The sequence below is a fragment of the Streptomyces sp. NPDC001220 genome, from assembly GCF_053597895.1.
Genome location: NZ_JBSFJE010000021.1, coordinates 9,922 through 35,694, shown reverse-complemented (window position 1 = coordinate 35,694; position 25,773 = coordinate 9,922). Strand labels below are relative to the sequence as shown.

The 25,773-nt window shown below is 70.8% G+C and carries 25 protein-coding genes; 16 read left to right on the top strand and 9 right to left on the bottom strand.

The features are described 5' to 3' along the window. Window positions 1-85: 85 nt before the first annotated feature. A complete protein-coding gene (locus tag ACWDGI_RS37620) occupies window positions 86-889 on the bottom strand; it encodes a VOC family protein (RefSeq protein ID WP_450766992.1) in 804 nt (267 codons plus the stop codon). Window positions 890-1,203: 314 nt separating this feature from the next. On the opposite strand from ACWDGI_RS37620, the gene ACWDGI_RS37615 reads away from it, so the two are divergent. Next, window positions 1,204-2,046 carry a sulfurtransferase gene (locus tag ACWDGI_RS37615; RefSeq protein ID WP_450766990.1) on the top strand — a complete coding sequence of 281 codons (843 nt, stop codon included), beginning with the start codon at window positions 1,204-1,206 and terminating at the stop codon, window positions 2,044-2,046. 101 nt (window positions 2,047-2,147) lie between these two features. Here ACWDGI_RS37615 and sepH read toward each other — a convergent pair whose 3' ends face one another. The 4 genes from sepH to ACWDGI_RS37595 form a co-directional block, all read right to left on the bottom strand. Then, window positions 2,148-3,182, bottom strand: coding sequence for a septation protein SepH (gene sepH, locus ACWDGI_RS37610; RefSeq protein WP_450766988.1), 1,035 nt, complete (start codon window positions 3,180-3,182; stop codon window positions 2,148-2,150). 791 nt (window positions 3,183-3,973) lie between these two features. Next, window positions 3,974-4,291, bottom strand: coding sequence for a hypothetical protein (locus tag ACWDGI_RS37605; RefSeq protein WP_450766986.1), 318 nt, complete (start codon window positions 4,289-4,291; stop codon window positions 3,974-3,976). Between the two features lie 74 nt (window positions 4,292-4,365). Next, a complete protein-coding gene (locus tag ACWDGI_RS37600; RefSeq protein ID WP_450766984.1) occupies window positions 4,366-5,694 on the bottom strand; it encodes a D-arabinono-1,4-lactone oxidase in 1,329 nt (442 codons plus the stop codon). Continuing rightward, window positions 5,654-6,892, bottom strand: a complete 1,239-nt coding sequence (locus tag ACWDGI_RS37595; protein WP_450766982.1) for an MFS transporter — start codon at window positions 6,890-6,892, stop codon at window positions 5,654-5,656. Before ACWDGI_RS37595 ends, ACWDGI_RS37600 begins: the two co-directional genes overlap by 41 nt. Before the next feature lie 159 nt (window positions 6,893-7,051). Here ACWDGI_RS37595 and ACWDGI_RS37590 point away from each other — a divergent pair, with 159 nt between their 5' ends. Further along, the gene (locus ACWDGI_RS37590; protein WP_450766980.1) at window positions 7,052-8,179 is read left to right on the top strand and encodes a ferrochelatase; all 1,128 of its coding nucleotides are present in this window, start codon (window positions 7,052-7,054) and stop codon (window positions 8,177-8,179) included. An 8-nt stretch (window positions 8,180-8,187) separates the two neighbouring features. Further along, the gene (locus tag ACWDGI_RS37585) at window positions 8,188-9,003 is read left to right on the top strand and encodes an inositol monophosphatase family protein (protein ID WP_450766978.1); all 816 of its coding nucleotides are present in this window, start codon (window positions 8,188-8,190) and stop codon (window positions 9,001-9,003) included. 150 nt (window positions 9,004-9,153) lie between these two features. On the opposite strand, the gene ACWDGI_RS37580 is transcribed toward ACWDGI_RS37585, so the two are convergent. Further along, window positions 9,154-9,327 (bottom strand): hypothetical protein, encoded by a 174-nt coding sequence (locus ACWDGI_RS37580; RefSeq protein ID WP_351709989.1) that lies wholly within the window; start codon window positions 9,325-9,327, stop codon window positions 9,154-9,156. A 416-nt stretch (window positions 9,328-9,743) separates the two neighbouring features. Between ACWDGI_RS37580 and ACWDGI_RS37575 the strand changes: the two genes are divergently transcribed. The 4 genes from ACWDGI_RS37575 to ACWDGI_RS37560 all read left to right on the top strand — a co-directional run bounded on the left by ACWDGI_RS37575 (window position 9,744) and on the right by ACWDGI_RS37560 (window position 13,285). Continuing rightward, window positions 9,744-10,397 (top strand): response regulator transcription factor, encoded by a 654-nt coding sequence (locus ACWDGI_RS37575; protein ID WP_196943825.1) that lies wholly within the window; start codon window positions 9,744-9,746, stop codon window positions 10,395-10,397. 5 nt (window positions 10,398-10,402) lie between these two features. After that, entirely contained in the window at window positions 10,403-11,653 is a 1,251-nt protein-coding gene (locus tag ACWDGI_RS37570) for a sensor histidine kinase (RefSeq protein ID WP_450766976.1), read from the top strand. 401 nt (window positions 11,654-12,054) lie between these two features. Beyond that, window positions 12,055-12,351 carry a DUF4193 domain-containing protein gene (locus ACWDGI_RS37565; protein ID WP_003997302.1) on the top strand — a complete coding sequence of 99 codons (297 nt, stop codon included), beginning with the start codon at window positions 12,055-12,057 and terminating at the stop codon, window positions 12,349-12,351. 13 nt (window positions 12,352-12,364) lie between these two features. Continuing rightward, entirely contained in the window at window positions 12,365-13,285 is a 921-nt protein-coding gene (locus ACWDGI_RS37560) for a hypothetical protein (protein WP_450766974.1), read from the top strand. Window positions 13,286-13,312: 27 nt separating this feature from the next. Here ACWDGI_RS37560 and ACWDGI_RS37555 read toward each other — a convergent pair whose 3' ends face one another. After that, complete coding sequence (locus ACWDGI_RS37555; protein WP_450766972.1) at window positions 13,313-13,774, bottom strand: DUF3093 domain-containing protein; 462 nt, start codon at window positions 13,772-13,774, stop codon at window positions 13,313-13,315. A gap of 58 nt (window positions 13,775-13,832) precedes the next feature. Between ACWDGI_RS37555 and ACWDGI_RS37550 the strand changes: the two genes are divergently transcribed. The 8 genes from ACWDGI_RS37550 (at window position 13,833) to ACWDGI_RS37515 (ending at window position 21,806) form a co-directional block, all read left to right on the top strand. Further along, window positions 13,833-14,417, top strand: coding sequence for a PaaI family thioesterase (locus ACWDGI_RS37550; protein WP_450766970.1), 585 nt, complete (start codon window positions 13,833-13,835; stop codon window positions 14,415-14,417). Beyond that, complete coding sequence (dut, locus tag ACWDGI_RS37545) at window positions 14,414-14,977, top strand: dUTP diphosphatase (RefSeq protein WP_450766968.1); 564 nt, start codon at window positions 14,414-14,416, stop codon at window positions 14,975-14,977. Before ACWDGI_RS37550 ends, dut begins: the two co-directional genes overlap by 4 nt. 1 nt (window position 14,978) lies before the next feature. Beyond that, window positions 14,979-15,740 (top strand): DUF3710 domain-containing protein, encoded by a 762-nt coding sequence (locus tag ACWDGI_RS37540; protein ID WP_360488774.1) that lies wholly within the window; start codon window positions 14,979-14,981, stop codon window positions 15,738-15,740. A 168-nt stretch (window positions 15,741-15,908) separates the two neighbouring features. Further along, window positions 15,909-17,105 (top strand): alginate lyase family protein, encoded by a 1,197-nt coding sequence (locus ACWDGI_RS37535; RefSeq protein ID WP_450766966.1) that lies wholly within the window; start codon window positions 15,909-15,911, stop codon window positions 17,103-17,105. A 156-nt stretch (window positions 17,106-17,261) separates the two neighbouring features. Further along, window positions 17,262-19,841, top strand: coding sequence for an ATP-binding protein (locus tag ACWDGI_RS37530; RefSeq protein WP_450766964.1), 2,580 nt, complete (start codon window positions 17,262-17,264; stop codon window positions 19,839-19,841). Next, window positions 19,838-20,524 carry a response regulator gene (locus ACWDGI_RS37525; protein ID WP_450766962.1) on the top strand — a complete coding sequence of 229 codons (687 nt, stop codon included), beginning with the start codon at window positions 19,838-19,840 and terminating at the stop codon, window positions 20,522-20,524. Before ACWDGI_RS37530 ends, ACWDGI_RS37525 begins: the two co-directional genes overlap by 4 nt. Window positions 20,525-20,648: 124 nt before the next feature. Further along, the gene (locus tag ACWDGI_RS37520) at window positions 20,649-21,047 is read left to right on the top strand and encodes an OB-fold nucleic acid binding domain-containing protein (protein ID WP_351325771.1); all 399 of its coding nucleotides are present in this window, start codon (window positions 20,649-20,651) and stop codon (window positions 21,045-21,047) included. 3 nt (window positions 21,048-21,050) lie between these two features. Continuing rightward, window positions 21,051-21,806 carry a DUF3159 domain-containing protein gene (locus ACWDGI_RS37515; protein WP_450766960.1) on the top strand — a complete coding sequence of 252 codons (756 nt, stop codon included), beginning with the start codon at window positions 21,051-21,053 and terminating at the stop codon, window positions 21,804-21,806. A 66-nt stretch (window positions 21,807-21,872) separates the two neighbouring features. Here the strand turns inward: ACWDGI_RS37515 and ACWDGI_RS37510 are convergent, their stop codons facing one another. Both ACWDGI_RS37510 and ACWDGI_RS37505 read right to left on the bottom strand, forming a co-directional pair. Then, window positions 21,873-22,544 (bottom strand): potassium channel family protein, encoded by a 672-nt coding sequence (locus ACWDGI_RS37510; protein ID WP_351325775.1) that lies wholly within the window; start codon window positions 22,542-22,544, stop codon window positions 21,873-21,875. Next, complete coding sequence (locus ACWDGI_RS37505) at window positions 22,544-23,215, bottom strand: NAD-binding protein (protein WP_450766958.1); 672 nt, start codon at window positions 23,213-23,215, stop codon at window positions 22,544-22,546. Before ACWDGI_RS37505 ends, ACWDGI_RS37510 begins: the two co-directional genes overlap by 1 nt. Before the next feature lie 363 nt (window positions 23,216-23,578). On the opposite strand from ACWDGI_RS37505, the gene ACWDGI_RS37500 reads away from it, so the two are divergent. Next, complete coding sequence (locus ACWDGI_RS37500; RefSeq protein ID WP_450766956.1) at window positions 23,579-25,624, top strand: APC family permease; 2,046 nt, start codon at window positions 23,579-23,581, stop codon at window positions 25,622-25,624. Window positions 25,625-25,773 lie beyond the last annotated feature (149 nt).

The window sequence follows — 25,773 nt, the reverse complement described above, 5'->3', positions numbered from 1 at the left end:
ACGTCCTGCCCGTCACGACCTGACTCCTCGGACGTCCTGCCCGTCACGACCTGGCTCCCCGGACGTCCTGCCCGTCACCACTGACTCAGCGCGGGCTCTCGATCACGGAGAAGACCGCGCCCTCCGGGTCGGCCACCGTGGCGACCCGGCCGTGCGCGCTGTCCCGGGCCGGCTGCAGCACCTGCCCGCCCAGCTCGGCGACCTCGCGCAGGGTCGCGTCCGCGTCGGCCACCTCGAAGTACGTCAGCCAGTGCGGCCCCCGGTCCCGCGGCAGCGAGAGACCGACCCCGTGGATGCCGGCCACCGGGCGGCCCTCGACGTGCAGGGTCACGTAGTCGAAGTCGGCGGACACCACCGGCTCCTCCTCGTAACCGAACACCGCCTCGTAGAACTTGGCGACGCTCGCGGTCTCGAAGGTGAGCAGCTCGTTCCAGGCGGGCGTGCCGGGGACACCGGTGACGGCCGTGCCGAGGTGGGCCGAGGCCTGCCAGATGCCGAACACCGCGCCCGACGGGTCGGAGCCGATGGCCATCCGCCCGGCCTCGGCGGCGTCCAGCGGGCCGACGCCCACCGTGCCGCCGCACAGCCGGGCCGTCTCGGCCGTCAGGTCCACGTCCTCCGAGGCGAAGTACGGCGTCCAGGCGATCGGCAGCTGACGGTCCGGCGGCAGCTGCCCGATGCCCGCGACCTCCTGCCCGTCGAGCAGCGCCCGGACGTAGGGGCCGAGCTGCTGCGGCCCGGGCTGGAACTCCCAGCCGAACAGGGCCTCGTAGAACTCCTCGGTCGCGGTCAAGCCGTGCACCATCAGACTCACCCAGCAGGGGGTGCCGGGCGTGCGCCGAGCGTGTGTACCGCCGTTCGGGCCGGCCGATCCCCGTACCTCGGTCATCGTCACTCTCTCCTCGGCCCCTCGCGGTGGCCGTGTCGCTTCCGCTCTCCGGACCGGCTGTGCCGCAGCCGCGGGCACGCCCCGTGCCGATGCTCGCACCCTCCGTGGCGTCCCGCGTCCAGGCGGTGGCGGCGGCCTTCGCCGCGAGGATGCCTGATCTGCCGTTTCTCGTCCGTTTCCGGGCGATTGCCGCCGGGTGTCCATCAGCTGTACAGCATGTGCCCGATCCCGTACGCCCGGTGATCGAGCCTGTCCGGCCGAGCAGAGTAGTCGTACCTGGACGATGCGGCCACCCCTGGCGTAAGGATGGGGCCATGGAAGCCATCATCACCGCAACCGAACTCGCCGCCGACCTGGCCGGGCCGAATCCGCCCGTGCTGCTGGACGTGCGCTGGCAGCTGACCACGCAGGGCGGCGCGGCCTTCGACGGCCGGGCCGAGTACGCCGCCGGGCACCTGCCGGGCGCCCGGTACGTGGACCTCGACACCGAGCTGGCCGCCGCGCCCGGCGAGCGCGGCCGGCATCCCCTGCCCGACCTGGCCGTCTTCGGGGCGGCGATGCGCCGTGCGGGTGTGTCGGCGGGCCGCCCGGTGGTCGTGTACGACGGCGGCCACGGCTGGGCGGCGGCGCGCGCCTGGTGGCTGCTGCGCTGGACGGGTCACCCGGATGTGCGGGTCCTGGACGGCGGGTTGCCGTCCTGGGAAGGCCCTCTTTCGGCTGACGCGGCCGAACCGGCCGAGGGTGACTTCGAACCTGCCCCCGGCGCGCTGGAGTTGCTCGACGCTGACGAGGCGGCCGCGCTGGCCCGCTCGGGTGTGCTGCTCGACGCCCGTGCGGGGGAGCGGTACCGGGGTGAGGTGGAGCCGATCGACCGGATCGGCGGCCACATCCCGGGCGCCGTCTCCGCGCCGACCACCGAGAACGTCGGCCCGGACGGCCGGTTCCTGCCCGCCGGGGAGCTGAGTGACCGTTTCAAGGCCCTGGGCGCCTCCGCGGCGGCCCCGGTGGGCGTCTACTGCGGCTCGGGCGTCTCGGCCGCCCACGAGGTGCTGGCGCTGGCCGTGGCGGGCGTTCCGGCGGCGCTGTACGTCGGTTCGTGGTCGGAGTGGTCCGCGGACCCGTCCCGTCCGGTCGCGGTCGGCCCCGACCCGCAGTAGGGCAGAAGCGGGAGGGCAACGAGAAGAGGGGGCACGCGCGCGTGCCCCCTCCTCGTACGGTCGTACGCGTCCTGCTGCTCCTGCTGCTCCTGCTGCTCCTGCTACTCCTGCTTCTTGCGCCGCGTCCCGAAGACGATCTCGTCCCAGCTCGGCACCGCGGCCCGGCGGCCGGGGCGTACACCGTCGGCCTCGGCCTGGCGGTCGGTGGCGCCGATCAGCCGGTCGCGGTGGCTGCCGACGGAGCGGGGCATCAGGACGTCCGCGTAGGCGGAGCCGGCCGAGGCCGCGGGGGCCGGGGGCTCCTCGGCCGCCGGTTCCGGAGCGGGCTCCTCCGGGACGACCTCCGCCGGGCGCTCCGGGACCACCATGTCGCCCCGGAAGCTCGGCACCGCCTCCAGCAGACTGGTCAGCGAGTCCCGCTCGCCGGCCGTCTCCTCGACCGGTTCGGCCGACTGCGCGGGCAGGCTCGGCCGGTCCCGGTCACCGGAACGGTCCAACGGGCGGTCACGCGGCAGCCGCGCGATCCGCGGCACGAACGGAAAGCTGGGCTCCGGTACGGCGAGGTCGTCGGACTCGCCGATCAGCGAGCGCGCCTCGTCGTCGACGGCCTGGACCAGCCGCCGGGGCGGGTCGTAGGTCCAGCTCGCCGAGTGGGGTTCGCTCGCGACCCGGTAGACGAGGAGGACTTCCCAGGTGCCGTCGTCGCGCCGCCAGGAGTCCCACTGCACCGTGTCCTTGTCGGCACCGCGCAGCACCAGCCGCTCCTGGACGGCCTCGCCGAGCAGCGGCCCGGAGTTCTCGCCGGGCCGGCGGACCGGCGTCTTGCGGGCTCGCTCGGCCATGAAGGCGCGCTCGGCCAGTACCGGACCCTCGAAGCGCCGCACCCGGTCGACGGGGATCCCGGCGAGCTGGGCGACCTCTTCCGCGGTCGCACCCGCCCGTATCCGCGCCTGGATGTCTCGGGGCCGGAGATGGCTCTCGACCTCGATCTCGATCTGGCCGAGCCGGGGCCGGTCGCCGCGTACGGCGGCACGGAGCCGTTCGTCGATCGGAAGCGTGTACTCCGTAGAGTCGGCAGCCTTGAGCACCAGCCGTGTGCCGTCATTGGAGACGGCCACGACACGCAGTTCGGGCATGGGGACCTCCCGGGTGGTGCCTGCCGACGTCACGTGCGTCGCTGCTTCCGCTAGTCGAGTGTGGCCTGCCCGGGTGCAGCCTGCCACAACCTTGCCGAGTTGCCCGGCGTGTCGGGCACGGGCCCGGGTACGCCGTTATGGCACGGTTACCTATTCGCAACGCTAAGTGACCAACTCCGTCACCCTGTGCAACTAGCCCCCTCCCGGCGGTCCTGCAAGGCCCCGGACGCCCTGGCGGGAGACCGGACCCAGGGCTCGCAACAGTACTCCATTCGGGCCACGTGCGTGGATTGGCGCGCCGCCCAACTTCTGGCAACGAGCCGCCTCCGGCCGTCGGTTGCCCGCTTCGGGCGATCTTGAACGTGGCGTACTTCACGCAATCCGCCGAAACGGAACTAATGGTTTCGTTCGTACGTCCCTTTCTCATGCAGTCGGTCGAACAAGTACGGGAAGGGCAGGCAAGGTTCGGGAATGCGTGAAAGGCCCGGTTCCGGTGACCAGACCAGTGCGGGGGAGGAGACGAAGGGAGGTTCGAGGCGGGTCGACCTCAGCGTGCCCCAGGTCGCGGGCAGTGCGGTGGCCGCGGTCGTGGCCGCCAAACTCGCGTCCTATGTAGGGGTGTACGGCACGATCCTCGGCGCCGGAGTCGTCAGTGTGATCGCCACCTGCGGCGGCACCCTGTTCCAGCACTTCTTCAAGCGCACCGGTGAACAGCTGCGCGACGCGACGGTGGCCCCCCGGCCCCGGGAGCAAGCGCCCCCGGAGCCCGGCGAGTTCACCACGGGCACCGTCTACCGCGCCCGGGTGCGGACCTGGCGCCGCCCGGTGTTCGCGGCGGCCCTGGTGTTCGTGGTGGCCATGGCCGGCATCACGACGTACGAACTGGTCTCCGGCGGCAGCTTCAGCGGCGGCTCCGGTACGACGGTCAGCGGCGCCGTCACCGGCGACACCGGGTCCCCGAAGTCGTCGGACCCCTCGGATCCCGCTGATCCCTCGGACCCTTCGGGCTCCCCAGCCCCGAACCCCGGTGAGGGTGGGGGCACTTCACCGGCCCCGTCGCCGTCGTCGTCCCCGGACGCGTCACGGACACCGGCGAGCGAGGGCGTCACGACGCCGGCACCGTCCCCGAGCGGGTCCGTGAGCGGGGAGCCGAGTGCGGCCCCCTCGCCCGCCGGGTCCTCGGCTACGGGCCCAGCACCCTCCGCAAGTAGTCGTTCTGGAACAGCCGGTCCGGATCGAGACGATCCCGCAGCGCGGTGAACTCGCCGAACCGCGGGTAGGCCTTGGCGAAGTACTCCGCGTCCCTGGTGTGCACCTTGCCCCAGTGCGGACGGCCCTCGTGCGCGGTGAAGATGCGCTCGGCGGCGGTGAAGTACGCCTGGTACGGGGTGCCCCGGAACATGTGCACCGCGACGTAGGCGCTGTCCCGGGCGGAGGCGGTGGACAGGGCGATGTCGTCGGCCGGGGCGGTGCGGACCTCGACCGGGAAGTTGATCCTGAGACCGGAACGGTCGACCATCGCCTTCAGTTCCCGCAACGTGTCCACCAGGGCCTCGCGCGGCACGGCGTACTCCATCTCCACGAAGCGCACCCGGCGCGGGGATGTGAAGACCTTGTAGGGGATGTCCGTGTACGACCGCGCGGACAGCGCCCTGCTGGAGATCCGGGCGGCCGTCGGTACGACGGCGGGCACCGCGCGGCCGAGCAACTGCACGCCGTGGAAGAGGCCGTTGGAGAGGAACTCGTCCTCGAACCAGCCGGCCAGCTGCCCCACCGGCTGCGGCGGGCCCGCGCTGCGGTTGTTGCGCTTGGTGTTGGTGTTGCCGGTGTGCGGGAACCAGTAGAACTCGAAGTGCTCGTTCTCGGTCCAGTGCTGGTCGAACTCGGCGAGGACCCGGTCCAGGGGCATCGGCTCCTCCCGCGCGGAGAGCAGGAAGAGCGGCTCCACGGCGAACGTGATCGCGGTGACGATCCCGAGCGCGCCGAGACCGATCCGCGCGGCCGCGAAGATCGCGCGTTCTTCTTCGGTCCCCTTCTCGGAGCAGGTGAGCACCGATCCGTCGGCGGTGACCAGTTCGAGTGCCCGGATCTGGGCGGCGAGCGAGGCGGACTCGCGGCCCGTGCCGTGGGTACCGGTGCTGGTGGCTCCGGAGACCGTCTGCTCCATGATGTCGCCCATGTTGGTCAGCGACAGGCCCTCGCGGGCCAGGGCCATGTTGAGTCTCTTGAGCGGGGTGCCGGCCTCGACCGTGACGGTCATGGCCTTGCGGTCGATGTTGCGGATCCCGGTCAGCAGTTGAGGGCGGATCGAGACGCCGTCGGTCGCGGCGATCGAGGTGAAGGAGTGGCCGCTGCCGACCGCCTTCACCTTCAGGCCGTCCTCCGCCGCCTGTCGTACGGCCGCAGCCAGCTCGTCCACGGAGGCGGGTGTGACTTCCCGCGCGGGACTGACGGTGACCGTCCCTCCCCAGTTACGCCACGTGCCGCTCTTCCCGCTCGCTGTACTGCTCAACGGTGCCTCCCCGACCCGTGACCGGCCTGTTGAGCCGGCGGTACCCGAGGAAACCGACCGCGACCGCGACGGCCCCGGACACGGCCGGAACCCCGTACCCGGCGCGGGCCCCGGCAGCGTCGATCACCCAGCCGGCGACCGAGGAGCCGAGCGCCACCCCGACCGCGAGGCCGGTGCTCACCCAGGTCATCCCCTCGGTGAGCTTCGCGCGAGGTACGTGCTTTTCGATGAGGGACATCGTCGTGATCATCGTCGGTGCGATGGACAGGCCCGCAACGAACAGCGCCACGGCCAGAAGCGGCAGGTTTCCGACCAGTAGGAGGGGGATCATACTCACGGCCATCGCACATATGCCCAGCAGCCACCTGCGTTCCGGCTTCCCCGCGAACCGCATCAGTCCGAAGACCACCCCGGCCAGACAGGAGCCCGCCGCGTACAGCGCCAGGACCACGCTCGCGGCGCCCTTGTGGCCGCGCTCGTCGGCGAAGGCGACGGTCACCACGTCCACCGCCCCGAAGATCGCTCCGGTGGCCACGAAGGTCGCCACCAGCACCTGGAGGCCGGGCGCGCGCAGCGCCGAGCCGCGGGTGTGGTGCTCGCGCGGGTGCGGTGCGGGCTCGGTGGCGCGCTGGGCGGTCAGCCAGAGGACGCCGGCTGCCAGGAAGCAGGCGGCCAGCAGCGGTCCCGCCTCCGGGAACCAGACCGTGGACAGGCCGATGGAGATGATCGGCCCGAAGATGAAGCAGACCTCGTCGACGACGGACTCGAACGAGTAGGCGGTGTGCAGCTGCGGGGTGCCCCGGTAGAGGGCGGCCCAGCGGGCCCGGATCATCGCACCCAGGCTCGGCACCGCGCCGATTCCGGCGGCGCAGACGAACAGCACCCAGTCCGGCCATCCGTAGCGCGCGGCGAAGAGCAGTCCGGCCGCCGCCGCCAGCGCGAGCAGGGTCGCGGGGCGCAGCACACGGCGCTGGCCGTACTGGTCGACCAGCCGGGACACCTGCGGGCCGACCACGGCGGCGGCGAGCGCGATGGTGGCCGAGAGCGCGCCCGCGAGGCCGTACCGCCCGGTGAGCTGGGAGATCATCGTGACCACGCCGATGCCCATCATGGACAGCGGCATCCGGCCGACGAAGCCCGCGGCGGAGAAGCCCTTGGTGCCGGGAAGGGCGAACAGGGCGCGATAGGGGCTGGGCACGGGGGTCTCCGACGGCTGGGTAAGGCGTGACAGCGGTTGGTACAGCTTACGAGTAAGGGGACCCTAATGCACCTTGTCGGCACTGGGGATAAACCTCCCGAATCCGACTCTTCACGCTCCTGTTTCCGGAGCGTCAGCGCCGGGTGGCAGGATCGGCACATGTCAGACGTGCTCGATGCCACCCCCTACGACGCCCTGCTCCTGCTCTCCTTCGGCGGCCCGGAAGGCCCGGACGACGTGGTCCCGTTCCTGGAGAACGTGACGCGCGGGCGCGGTATCCCGAAGGAACGCCTCAAGGAAGTCGGGCAGCACTACTTCCTGTTCGGCGGGGTCAGCCCGATCAACGACCAGAACCGCGCCCTGCTGGACGCCCTGCGCAAGGACTTCGCCGGGCACGGCCTGGACCTGCCGGTCTACTGGGGCAACCGCAACTGGGCGCCGTATCTGACGGACACCCTGCGCGAGATGGTCGCCGACGGCCGCCGCCGCATCCTGGTGCTCGCCACCAGCGCCTACGCCTCCTACTCGGGCTGCCGTCAGTACCGCGAGAACCTCGCGGACTCGCTGGCCGAGCTGGCGGCCGAGGGCCTCGAACTGCCCAAGATCGACAAGTTGCGGCACTACTTCAACCACCCCGGCTTCCTCGACCCGATGACCGACGGGGTGCTGCGGTCCCTCGCCGACCTCCCCGAGGACGTCCGCGCGGGCGCCCACATCGCCTTCACCACCCACTCCATCCCGACCGCGAGCGCCGACACCTCGGGGCCGGTCGAGACCCACGGGGAGGGCGGGGCGTACGTCGAGGAGCACCTGGACGTGGCCCAGCTGATCGCCGACGCGGTCCGCGAGCGCACCGGCGTCGACCACCCCTGGCGGCTCGTCTACCAGTCCCGCTCCGGCGCCCCGCACATCCCCTGGCTGGAGCCCGACATCTGCGACCACCTGGAGACGCTGCACGGCGCCGGGGTCCCGGCCGTCGTCATGGCCCCCATCGGCTTCGTCTCCGACCACATGGAGGTCCTCTACGACCTCGACACGGAGGCCACGGCCAAGGCCGAGGAGCTCGGCCTGCCGGTACGGCGGTCCGCGACCGTCGGCTCCGACCCGCGGTTCGCCGCCGCGATCCGTGAGCTGGTCCTGGAGCGCGCGGGCGTGGAGAGCGGGCGCGAGGTCACGCCGTGCGCGCTGGGCGCGCTGGGCGCGAGCCACAACCTGTGCCCGGTCGGCTGCTGCCCCGCCCGCGCCCCTCGCCCGGCCGCGGCCGGCGCCGACAGCCCGTACGCGTGAGGAGCCCCGTGACCGACGCCCTGCACACCGACCTGCTCAAGCTCGCCAAGGATGCGGCCGCCCGCGCGGGCGAGCTGCTGCGGGACGGCCGTCCGGCCGACCTCGCCGTGGCCCGGACCAAGTCCAGTCCGATCGACGTCGTGACCGAGATGGACATCGCGGCCGAGAAGCTGATCACCGACCTGATCTCCGGACACCGCCCCGACGACGGCTTCCTCGGCGAGGAGGGCGCGTCGACGCGGGGCACGAGCGGGATCCGCTGGGTGATCGACCCGCTCGACGGCACGGTCAACTACCTGTACGGGCTGCCGACCTGGGCGGTCTCCATCGCCGCCGAGCAGGACGGCGAGACCGTGGCCGGTGTCGTGGCGGCGCCGATGCGCGGTGAGACGTACCACGCGGTACGGGGCGGCGGGGCCTGGGCGACCGGGGCGTGGGAGGGCGAGCGGGAGCTGCGCTGCCGCCCGGCGCCGCCGCTTGACCAGGCGCTGGTGTCGACCGGCTTCAACTACGTGACGGAGGTCCGCACCCACCAGGCCGAGGTCGCCGCCCGGCTGATCCCGCTGCTCCGTGACGTACGGCGGAGCGGGTCGGCGGCGATCGACCTGTGCGACGTGGCCTGCGGCCGGCTGGACGGGTACTTCGAGCGCGGGCTGAACGCGTGGGACTGGGGCGCGGGCGACCTGATCGCGCGGGAGGCGGGCGCGTTGACCGGTGGCCGCCCCGGAGAACGCCCGTCCCGGGACCTGACGGTCGCCGGCACCCCGGGTGTCTTCGAGCCGCTCCAGCAGCTGCTGGAGGACTTCGGGGCCTGGCACGACTGAGGACCGGACGTCGGGGAGGGGGCCCGGTTTCTTCTGGTGCCGATGAATCGAACGTTGTAGCGGTGGGTAGGGGCGAGGTATGAGCAGGGCCCCGGCGCTGGATTCGCCGGGGCCCTGCTCCTGTGCCGGTGAGCTGCTGCTGCGGGACTGTCAGACGCTGGTCATGCCGACTTCCACGCCGTGTTCGGCGGCGAGGCGGCGCAGGTCGTCGAGCTCGGCCTGTTCCACTTCGACGAGGAAGTCGTCGCCCTCGTCACGAGCCCGGGTGATGTCGGACTCGGTCGCCTTTATGCGCTGCAGAAGTCCTGTGGTGAATGCGTCCATGCTGCGCCCCCTCGTCCTGGGTCGTGGGTCGGTGGCACGGGGGTGTGCCGTTGAAGGGGCGATCACGTCTCTCGCGGGTGCCCAGCGCTGCCCAGCTGGGCGGCGACGGTGCCGGACACCCCCATCGTCCACTCTGCTGTAGCGGCGATGTACGTACCGCATGGTGCTGCGGCACATGCAGAGCGTGATCGCGGGGTGTACATGCCGTCCTCCCCCCACTCCCCTCCGTGGAAACCTCAACCGGAAGAGAAAATCTCGCATTCCCGCCCGGCGTCGCCGATCCTGCTGCCCCGGCACTCGTCTTACTGCCGACTTATGGCCGAAAAGGGCAGGATGGAGGTCACACACCCCATGGAGACCCCTGCCCACGTGCGCCGGTGCGCGCTACGCGGGTGGACAGCGGAAGGACAAGCGACGTGCGCGTACTCGTCGTCGAGGACGAGCAACTGCTCGCCGATGCGGTGGCCACCGGACTGCGCCGGGAGGCCATGGCCGTCGACGTCGTGTACGACGGTGCGGCCGCCCTCGAGCGCATCGGCGTCAACGACTACGACGTGGTCGTCCTGGACCGCGACCTCCCCCTCGTGCACGGCGACGACGTCTGCCGCAAGATCGTCGAGCTCGGCATGCCCACGCGCGTGCTGATGCTCACCGCCTCCGGCGACGTCAGCGACCGCGTGGAGGGCCTGGAGATCGGGGCCGACGACTACCTTCCCAAGCCCTTCGCGTTCAGCGAGCTCATCGCGCGCGTGCGCGCCCTCGGCCGCCGTACCAGCGTGCCGCTGCCGCCCGTCCTGGAGCGCGCCGGCATCAAGCTCGACCCGAACCGCCGCGAGGTCTTCCGCGACGGCAAGGAGGTCCAGCTCGCGCCCAAGGAGTTCGCGGTCCTGGAGGTGCTGATGCGCAGCGAGGGCGCCGTGGTCTCCGCCGAGCAGCTCCTGGAGAAGGCCTGGGACGAGAACACGGACCCCTTCACCAACGTCGTACGGGTCACCGTGATGACGCTGCGCCGCAAGCTGGGCGAGCCCGCCGTGATCGTCACCGTCCCCGGCTCGGGCTACCGGATCTGATGGCCGTGGCGACCACTCCCGCACCCCCGCAGGCACCCCCCAAGCCCACCTGGGATCCCCGGGGACCACAGCCGGTCTTCCCCTGGCTGCGCCCGACCATCCGGATACGGCTCACCCTGCTGTACGGCGGCATGTTCCTGATCGCCGGCATCCTGCTGCTCTCGATCATCTACCTGCTCGCCGCGCAGGCGATCAGCACCGGCAACCAGCCGCTGTTCAAGATCATCGGTGGCACGAACATCAAGATCTCCAGCGACAACTGCACGGCGATCACCGGTACGCCCAGCCTTCCGATCTCGGACTTCAACTCCGCGATCGCCCAGTGCACGGACCAACAGCGCCAGGCGGCCCTGGACGACCTGCTGAGCCGTTCGCTGCTGGCCCTGCTGGGCCTCGCCGTGATCGCCTTCGCGTTCGGCTACGCGATGGCCGGCCGGGTGCTGTCGCCGCTCGGCCGGATCACCCGCACCGCCCGCGCGGTGGCCGGCTCGGACCTGTCCCGCCGGATCGAGCTGGACGGCCCGGACGACGAGCTCAAGGAGCTCGCGGACACCTTCGACGACATGCTGGAGCGGCTGCAGCGGGCCTTCACCGCCCAGCAGCGCTTCGTCGGCAACGCCTCCCACGAACTGCGCACGCCGCTGGCGATCAACCGCACGCTGCTGGAGGTCCATCTCTCGGACCCGGGCGCGCCGATGGAGCTGCAACAGCTCGGCAAGACCCTGCTGGCCACCAACGAACGCAGCGAGCAGCTCGTGGAGGGCCTGCTGCTGCTCGCCCGCAGCGACAACCAGATCGTCGAGCGCAAACCGGTCGACCTGGCCGAGGTCGCCACCCAGGCCGTCGACCAGGTGCACGCCGAGGCGGCGGCCAAGGGCGTGACCATCCGGGGCGTACGGAAGCCGGCGGTCGTACAGGGCAACGGCGTGCTGCTGGAGCGGATCGCGCTGAACCTGGTGCAGAACGCAGTGCGCTACAACGTGCCCGAGGACGGCTGGGTCGAGGTCGACACCGAGATCCGGCACGGCCAGGCGGTACTGTCGGTCTCGAACACCGGTCCGGTGGTGCCCGCGTATGAGATCGACAACCTGTTCGAGCCCTTCCGGCGGCTCCGTACCGAGCGCACGGGCAGCGACAAGGGAGTCGGGCTCGGCCTGTCCATCGTCCGGTCCGTGGCCCGGGCGCACGGCGGCCACATCGCGGCCCGACCCCGCGAGGGCGGTGGTCTCGTGATGAGGGTCACCTTGCCGGTCTGATGCCGTTACAAGATCACGACACACGCGGAGGATGTTCGCTTTGCGCGGAATTTTCTGTCGGCGTGGCGTGGTACCCCATGTGTGATCGATCACAAGGGCGGATTTCCGGCCATATACTCTCCGTGATCATGGCTGGGGGAATAAAGCCGGGAAAATCCCTGTTTTCACGGGTCTTGATCACGGGAAGTACAGGGTGAGGCGCCTTTGAGGTGTCTCGTGAGGACCGTGTACGGTCCCCATCGCCATTCAACCTGATCACTCTCGAGGGATCCGGTTGGGTGTCGATTGAGTAACAGACCTTGATGTGAGGCAAAATCTCCGCCTCAGGTCGGGCACAAGTCCGGCCTCTCACGCGTTACGTGCGCTGGAGACACCGCAGACACCCAGAGGGGGAGAGCGACATGGCAACCGATTACGACACTCCACGCAAGACCGACGATGACGTCGACTCGGACAGCCTTGAAGAGCTGAAGGCTCGGAGGAACGACAAGTCCACGTCCTCGGTGGACGTAGACGAGTTCGAGGCCGCCGAAGGCCTGGAGCTGCCCGGCGCGGACCTCTCGAACGAGGAGCTGGCCGTCCGGGTGCTGCCCAAGCAGCAGGACGAGTTCACCTGCATGAGCTGCTTCCTGGTGCACCACCGCAGCCAGCTGGCCCGGGAGAAGAACGGTCAGCCGATCTGCCGCGACTGCGACTGAGGAGGGGTCGGGCATGACTGGCTCGACCCCACCCCGGAAGCGCCGCTTCCCCCTGCCGGGAGCGGACTCGGGGCCGTCCGACGGCCCACGCGCGCGTGACGACGACGGGCGAGGCTCATCCGATCCGGGAGCCTCGCTCGAACCGGCGGCCGACCGGGGTGACCTCCCGGCGCCGGCGGACCAGCCCGCGCCCGTCGCACGGCGACGGGCCGGGGTCATCCGTGACAAGGCCGTGCATCTGGCCCGGGAAGGCGCCCGCAAGGGCGGTGGCCGGGCGAGAGCGGGGCTGGCCTACCTCGCGGACCGGATCATCGAGATCGCCCCTCGTGTCCCCGTACGCGACCTCGAGACCCTGCGTCGGCAGTTCCCGGACCTCGGGCCCGAGCAGCTCGCCGACAAACTGGTGGCGGGCGCGGCGGGCGCGACCTCGGCCGTCGGGGCCGGGGTCGGCGCGGCGGCGATGCTGCCGGTGCCGCCGGCGATGCCGACCGAGCTCGCCGCGGAGATCACCGGGGTCGCGGCGATCGAGCTGAAGCTGATCGCCGAACTCCACGAGGTCTACGGCGTACGGCCGCCGGGGAACCTGAAGGCCCGCAGCACCGCGTATCTGTCCTCCTGGTCGGGGGAGCGCGGGATCGACGTGATGAAGCCGTCGACGGTCAACAACGCCCTCGGCGGGCACATGAAGCGCGAGCTGCGCCAGCAGATCATGAAGCGGATGGTGCGCGACCTGCCCAACCTGATGCCGTTCATGGTGGGTGCCGCCGTGGGCGCGGTCATGAACCGCCGGGACACCAAGAAGCTCGCGGCGCGGATCCGGACGGACCTGAGAAAGATCCAGGTGCCGTGGGCGGAACTGCCGGAGCTGCCGCCGCTGGAGAAGCCGGCGGAGCCGCTGCCGATCGCCGAGCTGCCGGAGGACTTCGGAGGCTGACGGCCGGCGGTGCGAACCGGGCGAGACCTACTGGGCCTTCTTCGCCGCCTCGATCGCCGCCGCCAGGGCCTCCGGCTCCCGCGTCGACAGGTACAGGTACGGCGTCGGGTCCGCCGGGTCCGTGACCTCCACGCGCAGCGCCCTGGGGATGTAGGCGCGCAGCAGGAGGAAGGCGCGGACGTCGGCCTTGTACGTGCGCCAGGCGCGCGCCTCCTCCGGGTCCAGGACCTCTGACGCGCCCAGGGCGGACACCGGGATCTTCGCCTCGCCCGCGATCAGCGAGTCGCCCACCACGCGGATGCGCGGGGAGCCGTACGAACTGGCCACCACCGCTGCCGCCGCCGTGCCGCCCACCAGGCCGCCCAGCGTCGGCAGAGTGCCGAAGGGAAGCAGGACCAGGGCGCACGAGACGCCGATCAGGAAGCTGAGGAACCACCACGACCAGGGGGCCGTGAGGCGTTCTTCGTACGGGGTGGCGGAGAGCTGCATGGCGTCAAGCTTGGCACGGTGTCCGGATTCACCGGACGCGCGGGTAAGGTCTGCGGCTGTGAGTGGTAGTTCCGCAGCTCTTCAGCCTCCCGCCAGTGCCCGGAAACCGGTGCGGCATCCCGACGCTCCCGCGCCCGGCGAGCTCATCGGCGCCCACTACGAACAGTGTTTCGGGTGCGGCCACGAGCAGTCGCACGGGCTGCATCTGGAGGTGCGGGCCGGCGAGGGGGTCTCCCTCACCGCCGAGTTCACCGTGCGGGCCGCCCACCAGGGCGCCCCGGGCCTCGCGCACGGCGGTGTGCTCGCCAGCGCCCTCGACGAGACGCTCGGTTCGCTGAACTGGCTGCTGCGGAAGATCGCCGTCACCGGACGGCTGGAGACCGACTTCGTACGGCCGGTGCCGGTGGGCACCACGCTGTACCTGGCGGCCGAGGTCGCCGCGGTGGCCGGCCGGAAGATCTACTCGACCGCCACCGGGCGCCTGGACGGACCCGACGGACCCGTCGCCGTCCGTGCCGACGCCCTCTTCGTGGAGGTGCCGGTCGAGCACTTCGTCGACAACGGCCGCAAGGAAGAGATCAAGGCCGTCATGAACGACCCGGACCAGATCCGGCGCAGCCGCGCCTTCGAGGTGAACCCGTGAACCCCGCATCCTGCGTGAGCCCTCTCGACGTCCTCATCCGGCGCGTCGATCCGGACGTACCGCTTCCGGCGTACGAGCACCCCGGTGACGCCGGAGCCGATCTGCGGACCACCGAGGCGTGCGAGCTGAAGCCCGGCGAACGGGCCGTACTGCCCACAGGGGTGTCGATCGCCCTCCCGGACGGGTACGCGGCCTTCGTGCACCCTCGTTCGGGGCTCGCCGCCCGGTGCGGTGTGGCCCTCGTGAATGCCCCGGGGACGATTGATGCCGGGTACCGTGGGGAGATCAAGGTGATCGTGGTGAATCTCGATCCGCGCGAGGCCGTGCGGTTCGAGCGCTTCGACCGGATTGCCCAACTGGTCGTCCAGCAGGTCGAGAGGGTCCGCTTCCAGGAGGTGGCGGAACTTCCCGGCTCGGCACGGGCCGAGGGGGGCTTCGGGTCCACCGGCGGGCATGCCGCGGTGGGTGACGGGAGCGGCACAAGCGGTCAGGCCGCCGACGGTGGCCGGACGGGTGGGAATCGATACGCTTCGGTCGTATCCGACCGGGAAGGACAGTGACGTGTTCGGACGTCGCAACAAGAAGGGTGCCGCCGAGGACGCGGCCGGCGAGGCCGAGCAGGTCGTCGACAGCATCGGCACCGAGGCGGACGAGGAAGAGGGCGAACGCGAGCGCGTACGCCTGGAACCGGAGCCCCGGCCCGACGGGCCGTGGGACGACTCCGAGGTGCGGGAGCCGGGCGAGGGCCGGGTGGACCTCGGCGGGCTGTTCGTGCCCGGCGTCGACGGCATGGAGCTGCGGGTCGAGGTCGCGGGTGACGCGATCGTCGCGGCGACCGTGGTGCTCAAGGACAGCGCCGTGCAGTTGCAGGCCTTCGCCGCGCCCAAGCGCGAGGGCATCTGGGGTGAGGTGCGGGAGGAGATCGGCTCCGGCATCACCCAGCAGGGCGGCATCGTCGACGAGGTCGAGGGTCCGCTGGGCTGGGAGCTGCGCGCCCAGGTGCCGGTCCAACTGCCGGACGGCACGGGCGGTTTCCAGGTCGTGCGGTTCGTCGGTGTGGACGGTCCGCGCTGGTTCCTGCGCGGGGTGATCTCCGGGCAGGGCGCGGTGCAGCCGCAGGCCGCCGGGCTCCTGGAGCAGATCTTCCGGGACACCGTCGTGGTCCGCGGCGAGGGTCCGATGGCCCCCCGTGACCCGATCGTCCTGAAGCTGCCGAACGACGCCCAGATGGTCCCCGAGGGTGTCCAGCAGGAGGAGTCGTCGCGCTTCTCCGGCGGCATGGGCCAGCTCCAGCGCGGACCGGAGATCACCGAGGTCCGGTAGCACGACAGGCAGCGACAAGGGCCGTACCCCGCACCGGGGTGCGGCCCTTTCACATGCGCGGGGATTCCGGTGTGAACGGCTCCGGCTTACTTCACACCTTGACGGAAGTCTGGTCCGTACCTACGGTCTCGGCACGCCTAAGTTCACAGAGGCGCTCCAAGTTCACATATGAGAACGTACGAGAACGGAGTCGCTGTGCGTCGCATCCCCCTGCTCGCGGCCGTGGGAGCCCTGCTCCTGGGCGTCTTCACGGCCCCCGTCGCCCGCTCGGCCCCCAGCACCTTCGTGCACCCCGGAGTCACCGTCTCCAAGGCCCAGCTGGACTTCGCCCGCACCGAGGTACTGGCCGGCGCCCAGCCCTGGAAGGCGGCCTACGACCAGATGATGGCGAGCAAGTACGCCGACCTGAACCGGACGCCCGCGCCCCGGGCGACGGTCGAGTGCGGGTCGTACTCGAACCCCAACTACGGCTGCACCGACGAGCGCGAGGACGCGATCGCCGCCTACACCGACGCCCTCGCCTGGTACATCACCAAGGACGCCCGCTACGCGCAGAAGGCGATCCAGATCATGGACGCCTGGTCGGCCACGATCACCAGTCACACCAACAGCAACGCGCCCCTGCAGACCGGCTGGGCCGGCTCCTCCTGGCCCAAGGCCGCCGAGATCATCAGGTACACGTACACGGGAACCTGGGCGAACGAGGCCCGCTTCGCCACCATGCTGCGCAACGTCTACCTCCCGACCGTCATCAAGGGCTCCAACTCCAACGGCAACTGGGAGCTGACGATGATGGAGGCGGCCGTCGGCATCGCCGTCTTCCTCGAGGACAAGGCGTCGTACGACACGGCCATGGCCAAGTTCCGCACCCGCACGGCCGCTTACGTGTACCTGGCCTCCGACGGGTCGGTGCCGAAGACCGTGCCCAGCCAGAACCTCGACACCACCGCCAAGATCGTCTCCTACTGGCAGGGCCAGTCCACCTTCGTCACCGGACTCACCCAGGAGACCTGCCGGGACTTCACGCACACCGGCTACGGCATCTCCTCGATCTCGCACATCGCCGAGACCAGCCGGATCCAGGGCCAGGACCTCTACGGCACGGACGTCGGCGAACGGCTGCGGCAGGCGCTCGGCTTCCAGTCCAAGTACCAGCTGGGCACCGCCGTCCCCAGCTGGCTCTGCGGCGGCTCCCTGACCCTCGGCCTCGGGCCCGTCACCGAGGTCGGCTACAACGCCCTCCACAACCGGCTGGGCATCGCCATGACCAACACCCAGACGCTCACCCAGAACAACCGTCCCGCGGGCAGCAACAACCTCTTCGTCGCCTGGGAGACCCTCACCCACGGCGACAACCCCAACTGAGTCGCCGGTGCCCCGTGACCTCCTCGGAGAGGCCCGCGGGGCACATCAGGGTTGCGTCAAAGATGCCCGCCCCCGAACCGCCTGACCCGTTCGTCCGGATTGTTGGCCGTAGGGTCGACGCTGCGTAGGCGGCGGTAAGCGGAAGACAATGGGACCATGGCACGCGGCAAGCTTCGGATCTATCTCGGTGCGGCACCGGGCGTGGGCAAGACCTACGCCATGCTCTCCGAGGCCCACCGGCGCGTGGAGCGCGGCACCGACTGCGTGGTCGCCTTCGTCGAGCACCACGACCGGCAGCGCACCGAGGTGATGCTGCACGGCCTGGAGCAGGTCCCGCGCAGGGAGCTGGAGTACCGGGACGCCACCTTCACGGAGATGGACGTGGACGCGGTGCTGCACCGCGCCCCCGCCGTCGCCCTGGTGGACGAACTCGCCCACACCAACATCCCCGGCTCCCGCAACGCCAAGCGCTGGCAGGACGTCGAGGAACTGCTGGCCGCCGGGATCGACGTCGTCTCCACCGTCAACATCCAGCACCTGGAGTCCCTCGGCGACGTCGTCGAGTCCATCACGGGGGTGCGCCAGCGCGAGACCGTGCCCGACGAGGTGGTACGGCGCGCGGACCAGATAGAGCTGGTCGACATGTCGCCCCAGGCGCTGCGCCGGCGCATGGCGCACGGCAACATCTACCAGCCGGACAAGGTCGACGCGGCCCTGTCGAACTACTTCCGGCCCGGCAACCTCACCGCCCTGCGCGAACTGGCGCTGCTGTGGGTGGCCGACCGGGTCGACGAGTACCTGAAGCAGTACCGCAGCGAGCACCGGGTCTCGGCGATCTGGGGCTCGCGGGAGCGGATCGTCGTCGGGCTGACCGGCGGGCCCGAGGGGCGCACGCTGATCCGGCGGGCCGCGCGGCTCGCCGAGAAGGGCGCCGGCGGCGAGGTCCTCGCCGTCTACATATCCCGCAGCGACGGCCTGACCTCGGCCTCCCCGAAGGAACTCGCCGTCCAGCGCACCCTGGTCGAGGACCTCGGCGGCACCTTCCACCAGGTCGTCGGCGAGGACATCCCCGCCGCCCTGCTCGACTTCGCACGCGGGGTCAACGCCACCCAGATCGTGCTCGGCTCCTCCCGCCGCAAGGCCTGGCAGTACGTGCTCGGGCCCGGCGTCGGCGCCACGGTCGCCCGCGAGTCGGGACCCGACCTGGACGTCCACATCGTCACCCACGAAGAGGTGGCCAAGGGGCGCGGACTGCCGGTGGCGAGGGGCGCCCGGCTCGGGCGCGGCCGGATCATCGCGGGCTGGCTGGTCGGCCTGGTCGGCCCGGCCGTCATGGCGGTGCTGCTGAACACCGTCGACCTCGGCCTCGCCAACGACATGCTGCTCTTCCTGACCCTCACGGTCGCGGCCGCGCTGCTCGGCGGGCTCTTCCCGGCGCTGGCCTCGGCGGCCTTCGGGTCCCTGCTGCTGAACTACTTCTACACCCCGCCCCTGCACCGGCTCACCATCGCCGATCCGAAGAACATCGTGGCCATCGTGATCTTCTTCGGGGTCGCGCTGTCCGTCGCCTCGGTCGTGGACCTCGCCGCCCGCCGCACCCACCAGGCCGCCCGGCTGCGCGCCGAGTCGGAGATCCTCTCCTTCCTCGCCGGCAACGTGCTGCGCGGCGAGACCAGCCTGGAGGAGCTGCTCGAGCGGGTCCGGGAGACCTTCGGCATGGAGTCGGCCGCCCTCCTGGAGCGGGCGGGCGACGTCCAGCCGTGGAGCTGCGCGGGCCGGGCCGGCGTCGGACCCGCCCTGGCGCGCCCCGAGGACGCCGACGTCGACGTGCCCATAGGCGACCACATGGCCCTCGCGCTGACCGGCCGGGTACTGCCCGCCGAGAACCGCCGGGTGCTCGCCGCCTTCGCCGCCCAGGCGGCCGTCGTACTGGACCGCAGGCGGCTCCAGGAGGAGGCCGATCAGGCCCGCGCGCTCGCCGAGGGCAACCGGATCCGGACGGCCCTGCTGGCCGCCGTCAGCCATGATCTGCGCACCCCGCTCGCCGGGATCAAGGCGGCGGTGTCGTCGCTGCGCTCCGACGACGTGGCCTGGTCCGAGGAGGACCGGGCCGAACTGCTGCAGGGCATCGAGGAGGGCGCCGACCGCCTCGACCACCTGGTCGGCAACCTGCTCGACATGTCCCGCCTGCAGACCGGCACCGTCGCCCCGATCGTCCGGGAGATCGACCTCGACGAGGTGGTCCCGATGGCGCTGGTCGGGGTGGACGAGGGCAGCGTCGAGCTGGACGTCCCCGAGACCCTGCCCATGGTGGAGGCCGACGCAGGGCTCCTGGAGCGGTCGGTGGCCAACCTGGTCGAGAACGCCGTCAAGTACAGCCCGCCCGACCGGACCGGCCCTGTGGTCGTCGTGTCCGCCAGCGCCATCGCGGACCGCGTGGAGCTGCGGGTCGTGGACCGCGGGCCCGGCGTGCCCGACGAGGCCAAAGAGCGCATATTCGAGCCCTTCCAGCGCTACGGTGACGCTCCGCGCGGCGCCGGGGTCGGACTGGGGCTCGCGGTCGCCCGGGGCTTCACCGAGGCGATGGGCGGCACGCTCAACGCCGAGGACACGCCCGGTGGGGGCCTCACCATGGTCCTCACCCTCCGCGCGGCAGGATCGGTCACCGCAGTAGCAGAACCCGTGGCTGAAGCAGCAGCACAGGCCGTGGCAGAACCGGAAAGGCAGGCCTCATGACCCGTGTGCTCGTGGTCGACGACGAGCCGCAGATCGTGCGTGCCCTCGTGATCAACCTCAAGGCGCGCAAGTACGAGGTCGACGCGGCCCCCGACGGCCGTACCGCCCTCGAACTGGCCGCCTCCCGCCACCCCGACGTGGTCGTCCTCGACCTCGGCCTGCCCGACATGGACGGCGTCGAGGTGATCAGGGGGCTGCGCGGCTGGACCCGGGTGCCGATCCTGGTGCTGTCCGCCCGTCACTCCTCCGACGAGAAGGTCGACGCGCTCGACGCAGGCGCCGACGACTACGTCACCAAGCCCTTCGGCATGGACGAGCTGCTGGCCCGGCTGCGGGCCGCCGTCCGCCGCGCCGAGCCGGTCGCCGGGACCGGCGAGGACGACGTGCTGGTGGAGACCGAGGGGTTCACCGTCGACCTGGCCGCGAAGAAGGTCAACCGGGCCGGCCGGGACGTCCGGCTGACCCCCACCGAGTGGCATCTGCTGGAGGTGCTGGTCCGCAACACCGGCCGGCTGGTCAGCCAGAAGCAGCTGTTGCAGGAGGTGTGGGGGCCGTCGTACGGGACGGAGACCAACTACCTGCGCGTGTACATGGCACAGCTGCGCCGGAAGCTGGAGGCGGACCCCTCGCACCCCAAGCACTTCATCACGGAGCCGGGCATGGGCTACCGGTTCGAGAAGTGAACCGGGCGTCAGGCCGAGAAGTGAACCGGATGTTCGAGGAGTGAACCGGGCGTTCGGTTCGGGAAACGGGCCGGGGCGTGAGCTGGACTACGGCGGTGTCGGTGAGCCCCGGTACGCTTCAGACATGAGTGCTGTTCCTCGTTCCGAAAAGCCGGCCGGCCGGTTCCGGCGCATGCTGGGCCGGCTGTCCTCGTCGCAGGAGGACCTGGAGTCCGAGGAGCTGCGCGAGGACGCCGACACGGCGGGCTGCATACGGATCGGCGACTGCCAGGACCGGCAGATCGTCACCGTTACTGGTACCTTGCGCACGGTCACCCTGCGGCCGCGCGCCGGAGTCCCGGCCCTGGAGGCCGAGCTGTTCGACGGCTCCGCGGCGCTGGACGTGGTGTGGCTCGGCAGGCGCTCCATCGTGGGCATAGAACCGGGGCGCAGGCTGATCGCATCGGGCCGGATCTCGCTGAGCCGGGGCCGCCGGGTGCTTTTCAACCCCAAGTACGAACTGAGACCCCTCGGTAGGGAGTAGCCGGTGACGTCGCTCGACAAGCCGACCGAAGACACTCAGGCCAAGGACGATGCGCGGGCGGTGACCGAGGCCGCGCTGTTCGAGGCCTTCGGCGGCGTGCGCGGCATGGTCGAGACGGTGCTGCCCGGCCTGCTGTTCGTCACGATCTTCACCATCAACAAGGACCTGCACTGGTCGGCGATCGCCGCCCTCGCGGTCTCCGTGGTGCTGGTCGTGGTCCGCCTGGCGATGAGGGACACCGTCAAGCACGCCTTCAGCGGGGTCTTCGGCGTCGCCTTCGGTGTCGTCTTCGCGATGATGACCGGCAACGCCAAGGACTTCTACCTGCCCGGCATGCTCTACACGCTGGGCCTGGCGGTGGCCTACATCGTCACCACGCTGTGCGGGGTGCCGCTGATCGGCCTGATTCTCGGCCCGGTCTTCAAGGAGAACCTCTCCTGGCGCACCCGCAACCCCGGCCGCAAGAAGGCGTACGCCAAGGCCAGCTGGGCCTGGGGCCTGATCCTGCTCGCCAAGTGCGCGATCCTCTTCCCGCTGTACTGGTGGGCCAACACGGCCCAGCTCGGCTGGGTGCTGGTCGCCCTGAAGATCCCGCCGTTCCTGCTCGCGGTCTGGCTCACCTGGGTCTTCCTGGCGAAGGCCCCGGCCCCGATCGACGTCTTCGCCGAGATGGAGGCGGAGGAGAAGGCCGAGGAGGAGCGCAAGGCCGCGCTGGCCGCGGAGAGCGGCGAGCCCTCCGCCGGACGCCACCGCAAGTAGACGGCCGCACGCGTACGACAGAAGGGCGCCCTCCGCACCGGAGGGCGCCCTTCTTCGCGCGCTGCGTCAGACGTCTTCCCGCCGTACCGACAGCAGGTCCTCCAGCTGCTCCTCGCGGGCCTGGGCCGCCACGAACAGGAGTTCGTCGCCGGCCTCCAGGGAGTCCTCGCGGGAGGGGGTGAGGACCCGGGTACCGCGGATGATCGTGACCAGCGAGGTGTCCTCGGGCCACTCGACGTCGCCGACCTGGGTGCCGGCCAGGGCCGACTCCTCGGGCAGGGTCAGCTCCACCAGGTTGGCGTCGCCGTGGCTGAAGCGGAGCAGCCGGACCAGGTCGCCGACGCTCACCGCCTCCTCGACCAGGGCGGACATCAGACGGGGCGTCGAGACGGCCACGTCCACGCCCCAGGACTCGTTGAAGAGCCACTCGTTCTTGGGGTTGTTGACCCGGGCGACGACGCGCGGAACGCCGTACTCCGTCTTCGCGAGGAGCGAGACGACCAGGTTCACCTTGTCGTCGCCCGTCGCGGCGATCACGACGTTGCAGCGCTGCAGCGCCGCCTCGTCCAGGGAGGTGATCTCACAGGCGTCGGCGAGCAGCCACTCCGCCTGCGGGACCCGCTCCACCGAGATGGCGGTCGGGGCCTTGTCGATCAGCAGGACCTCGTGGCCGTTCTCCAGCAGCTCGCCCGCGATCGAGCGGCCGACGGCGCCGGCTCCGGCAATGGCGACCCTCATCAGTGACCGCTCTCCTCTTCCGGACCCCCGGCGAAGGCGGCCTCGACCTTGTCGACGTCGTCCGCGCGCATCATCACATGGACCAGGTCGCCCTCCTGCAGCACCGTCTGCGAGGTGGGCAGCATCGCCTCACCGAGCCGGGTGAGGAACGCGACCCGGACGCCGGTCTCCTCCTGCAGCGTGCTGATCTTGTGGCCGACCCACTTCGGGGAGGCGTGCACCTCGGCGAGCTGGACCCCGCCGGTGGGGTCGCGCCACAGCGGCTCCGCGCCCGAGGGCAGCAGCCGGCGCAGCATCTGGTCGGCGGTCCAGCGGACCGTGGCGACGGTCGGGATGCCGAGGCGCTGGTAGACCTCGGCACGGCGCGGGTCGTAGATGCGGGCCGCGACGTTCTCGACACCGAACATCTCGCGGGCCACCCGGGCCGAGATGATGTTCGAGTTGTCACCGCTGGAGACGGCGGCGAAGGCGCCCGCCTCCTCGATGCCCGCTTCGCGCAGGGTGTCCTGGTCGAAGCCGACCCCGGTGACCCGGCGGCCGCCGAACCCCGGTCCCAGCCTGCGGAAGGCGGTGGGGTCCTGGTCGATCACGGCGACCGTGTGCCCCTGTTGCTCCAGGGTCTGGGCGAGAGCGGAACCCACTCTGCCGCAGCCCATGATGACGATGTGCACGACCGTCCTTCCGGTGTCCAAAAGTTACTGCTCAGCCCCATCAGGGTCTCAGACCGAGGCCCAAGCTACACACGCACGGTCCGAGCTGGGCACCCCTCGGTCGTGCTCATCGGCGAGTGATGCTGCGCACGCTCCAGGCAGTGAGGATTCCGAGGACCACGAGCGTCACCGTGGCACCGATCAGTTCTGCGGTCGCGGGCATGAGACCTCCGAAGTGCGAGGACAGGCGGGGTCTGCCATCTAGGCACGGATCGGGCGTAGGCTGCGGAATCCGCAGTTCCAGCCATCACCTTTTTCACTCGGGAGGCAGATCCCGTACTGCGGCTGGAGACCTGCCAGGTGGAAGGCCTACGATCCTCTCTCGTGTCCAAACTGACCGACGTGCCCAAACGGATCCTGATCGGGCGGGCGCTGCGCAGTGACCGGCTGGGCGAAACGCTCCTGCCGAAGCGCATCGCCCTCCCCGTCTTCGCCTCCGACCCGCTGTCCTCCGTCGCCTACGCGCCGGGGGAGGTCCTGCTGGTCCTGTCCATCGCGGGCGTGTCGGCGTACCACTTCAGCCCGTGGATCGCCGTCGCGGTCGTCGTGCTGATGTTCACGGTGGTCGCCTCCTACCGGCAGAACGTGCACGCCTACCCGAGCGGCGGCGGCGACTACGAGGTCGCCACCACCAACCTCGGCCCCAAGGCCGGCCTCACCGTCGCCAGCGCGCTGCTCGTCGACTACGTCCTGACCGTCGCCGTCTCCATCGCCTCCGGCATCGAGAACCTCGGCTCGGCCATCCCCTTCGTCGTCGAGCACAAGGTGCTCTGCGCGGTCACCGTGATCGTGCTGCTGACGCTGATGAACCTGCGCGGGGTGAAGGAGTCCGGCAAGCTCTTCGCGATCCCGACGTACGTGTTCGTCGGCGGCGTCTTCATCATGATCGTGTGGGGTGCGTTCCGGGGCCTGGTCCTCGGCGACACCATGCGCGCACCGACCGCCGACTACCACATCAAGGCCGAGCACCAGGGCCTGGCGGGCTTCGCGCTCGTCTTCCTCCTGCTGCGCGCCTTCTCCTCCGGCTGTGCCGCGCTCACCGGTGTCGAGGCGATCTCCAACGGCGTCCCGGCCTTCCGCAAGCCGAAGTCGAAGAACGCTGCGACCACGCTCGCCGCGATGGGGCTGCTGGCGGTCACCATGTTCTGCGGCATCATCGCGCTCGCCATGGCCACCAAGGTCCGCATGGCCGAGAACCCGGCCACCGACCTGATCCACAACGGCGTCGCGATCGGCTCCGGCTACGTCCAGAACCCGGTGATCTCCCAGGTCGCCGAGGCCGTCTTCGGCAAGGGCAGCTTCCTGTTCATCGTGCTCGCCGCGGCCACCGCCCTGGTCCTCTTCCTGGCGGCGAACACGGCGTACAACGGCTTCCCGCTCCTCGGCTCGATCCTCGCCCAGGACCGCTACCTGCCGCGCCAGCTGCACACCCGCGGCGACCGCCTCGCCTTCTCCAACGGCATCGTGCTGCTCGCCGGCGCCGCCGCCCTGCTGACGGTGATCTACGGTGCCGACTCGACCCGCCTGATCCAGCTGTACATCGTCGGCGTGTTCGTGTCCTTCACGCTCAGCCAGACCGGCATGGTCCGGCACTGGAACCGCCACCTGGCGACCGAGAAGGACCCGGCCAAGCGCAGCCACATGATCCGCTCCCGCGCGATCAACACCTTCGGCGCCTTCTTCACCGGCCTGGTGCTGGTCGTCGTGCTGGTCACGAAGTTCACCCACGGCGCCTGGGTGGCGCTGCTCGGCATGTGCATCTTCTACGCCACGATGACCGCGATCCGTAAGCACTACGACCGGGTCTCCGAGGAGATCTCGGCCCCCGAGGAACCGGACGACGACCTGGTACGGCCGTCCCGCGTGCACTCGGTCGTCCTGATCTCCAAGATCCACCGCCCCACCCTGCGCGCCCTCGCCTACGCCAAGCTGATGCGCTCGGACACCCTGGAGGCGCTCACCGTCAACGTCGACCCGGCCGAGACGAAGGCGCTGCGCGAGGAGTGGGAGCGGCGCGGGATAGACGTCCCGCTGAAGGTCCTCGACTCGCCCTACCGCGAGATCACCCGGCCGATCATCGAGTACGTCAAGGGCCTGCGCGCCCAGTCCCCGCGGGACGCCGTCTCCGTGATCATCCCGGAGTACGTGGTCGGCCACTGGTACGAGCATCTGCTGCACAACCAGAGCGCCCTGCGCCTCAAGGGCCGGCTGCTGTTCACACCGGGTGTCATGGTGACCTCGGTGCCCTACCAGCTGGCGTCCTCGGAGGCAGCCAGGAACCGGGCCCGCAAGCGGCAGGACTGGAACGCACCGGGCGCGGTCCGGCGCGGGCCGGCCGAACACCGGCCGAAGGAGCACAGCGGGGGCTGAGCGCGGCGCGGAGGTCCCGGCGATCACGGTTCGCCGGGGCGGCGCGGAGGTCCTGGCGATCACGGTTCGCCGGGGCGGCGCGGAGGTCCTGGCGATCACGGTTCGCCGGGGCGGCGCGGAGGTCCTGGCGATCACGGTTCGCCGGGGCG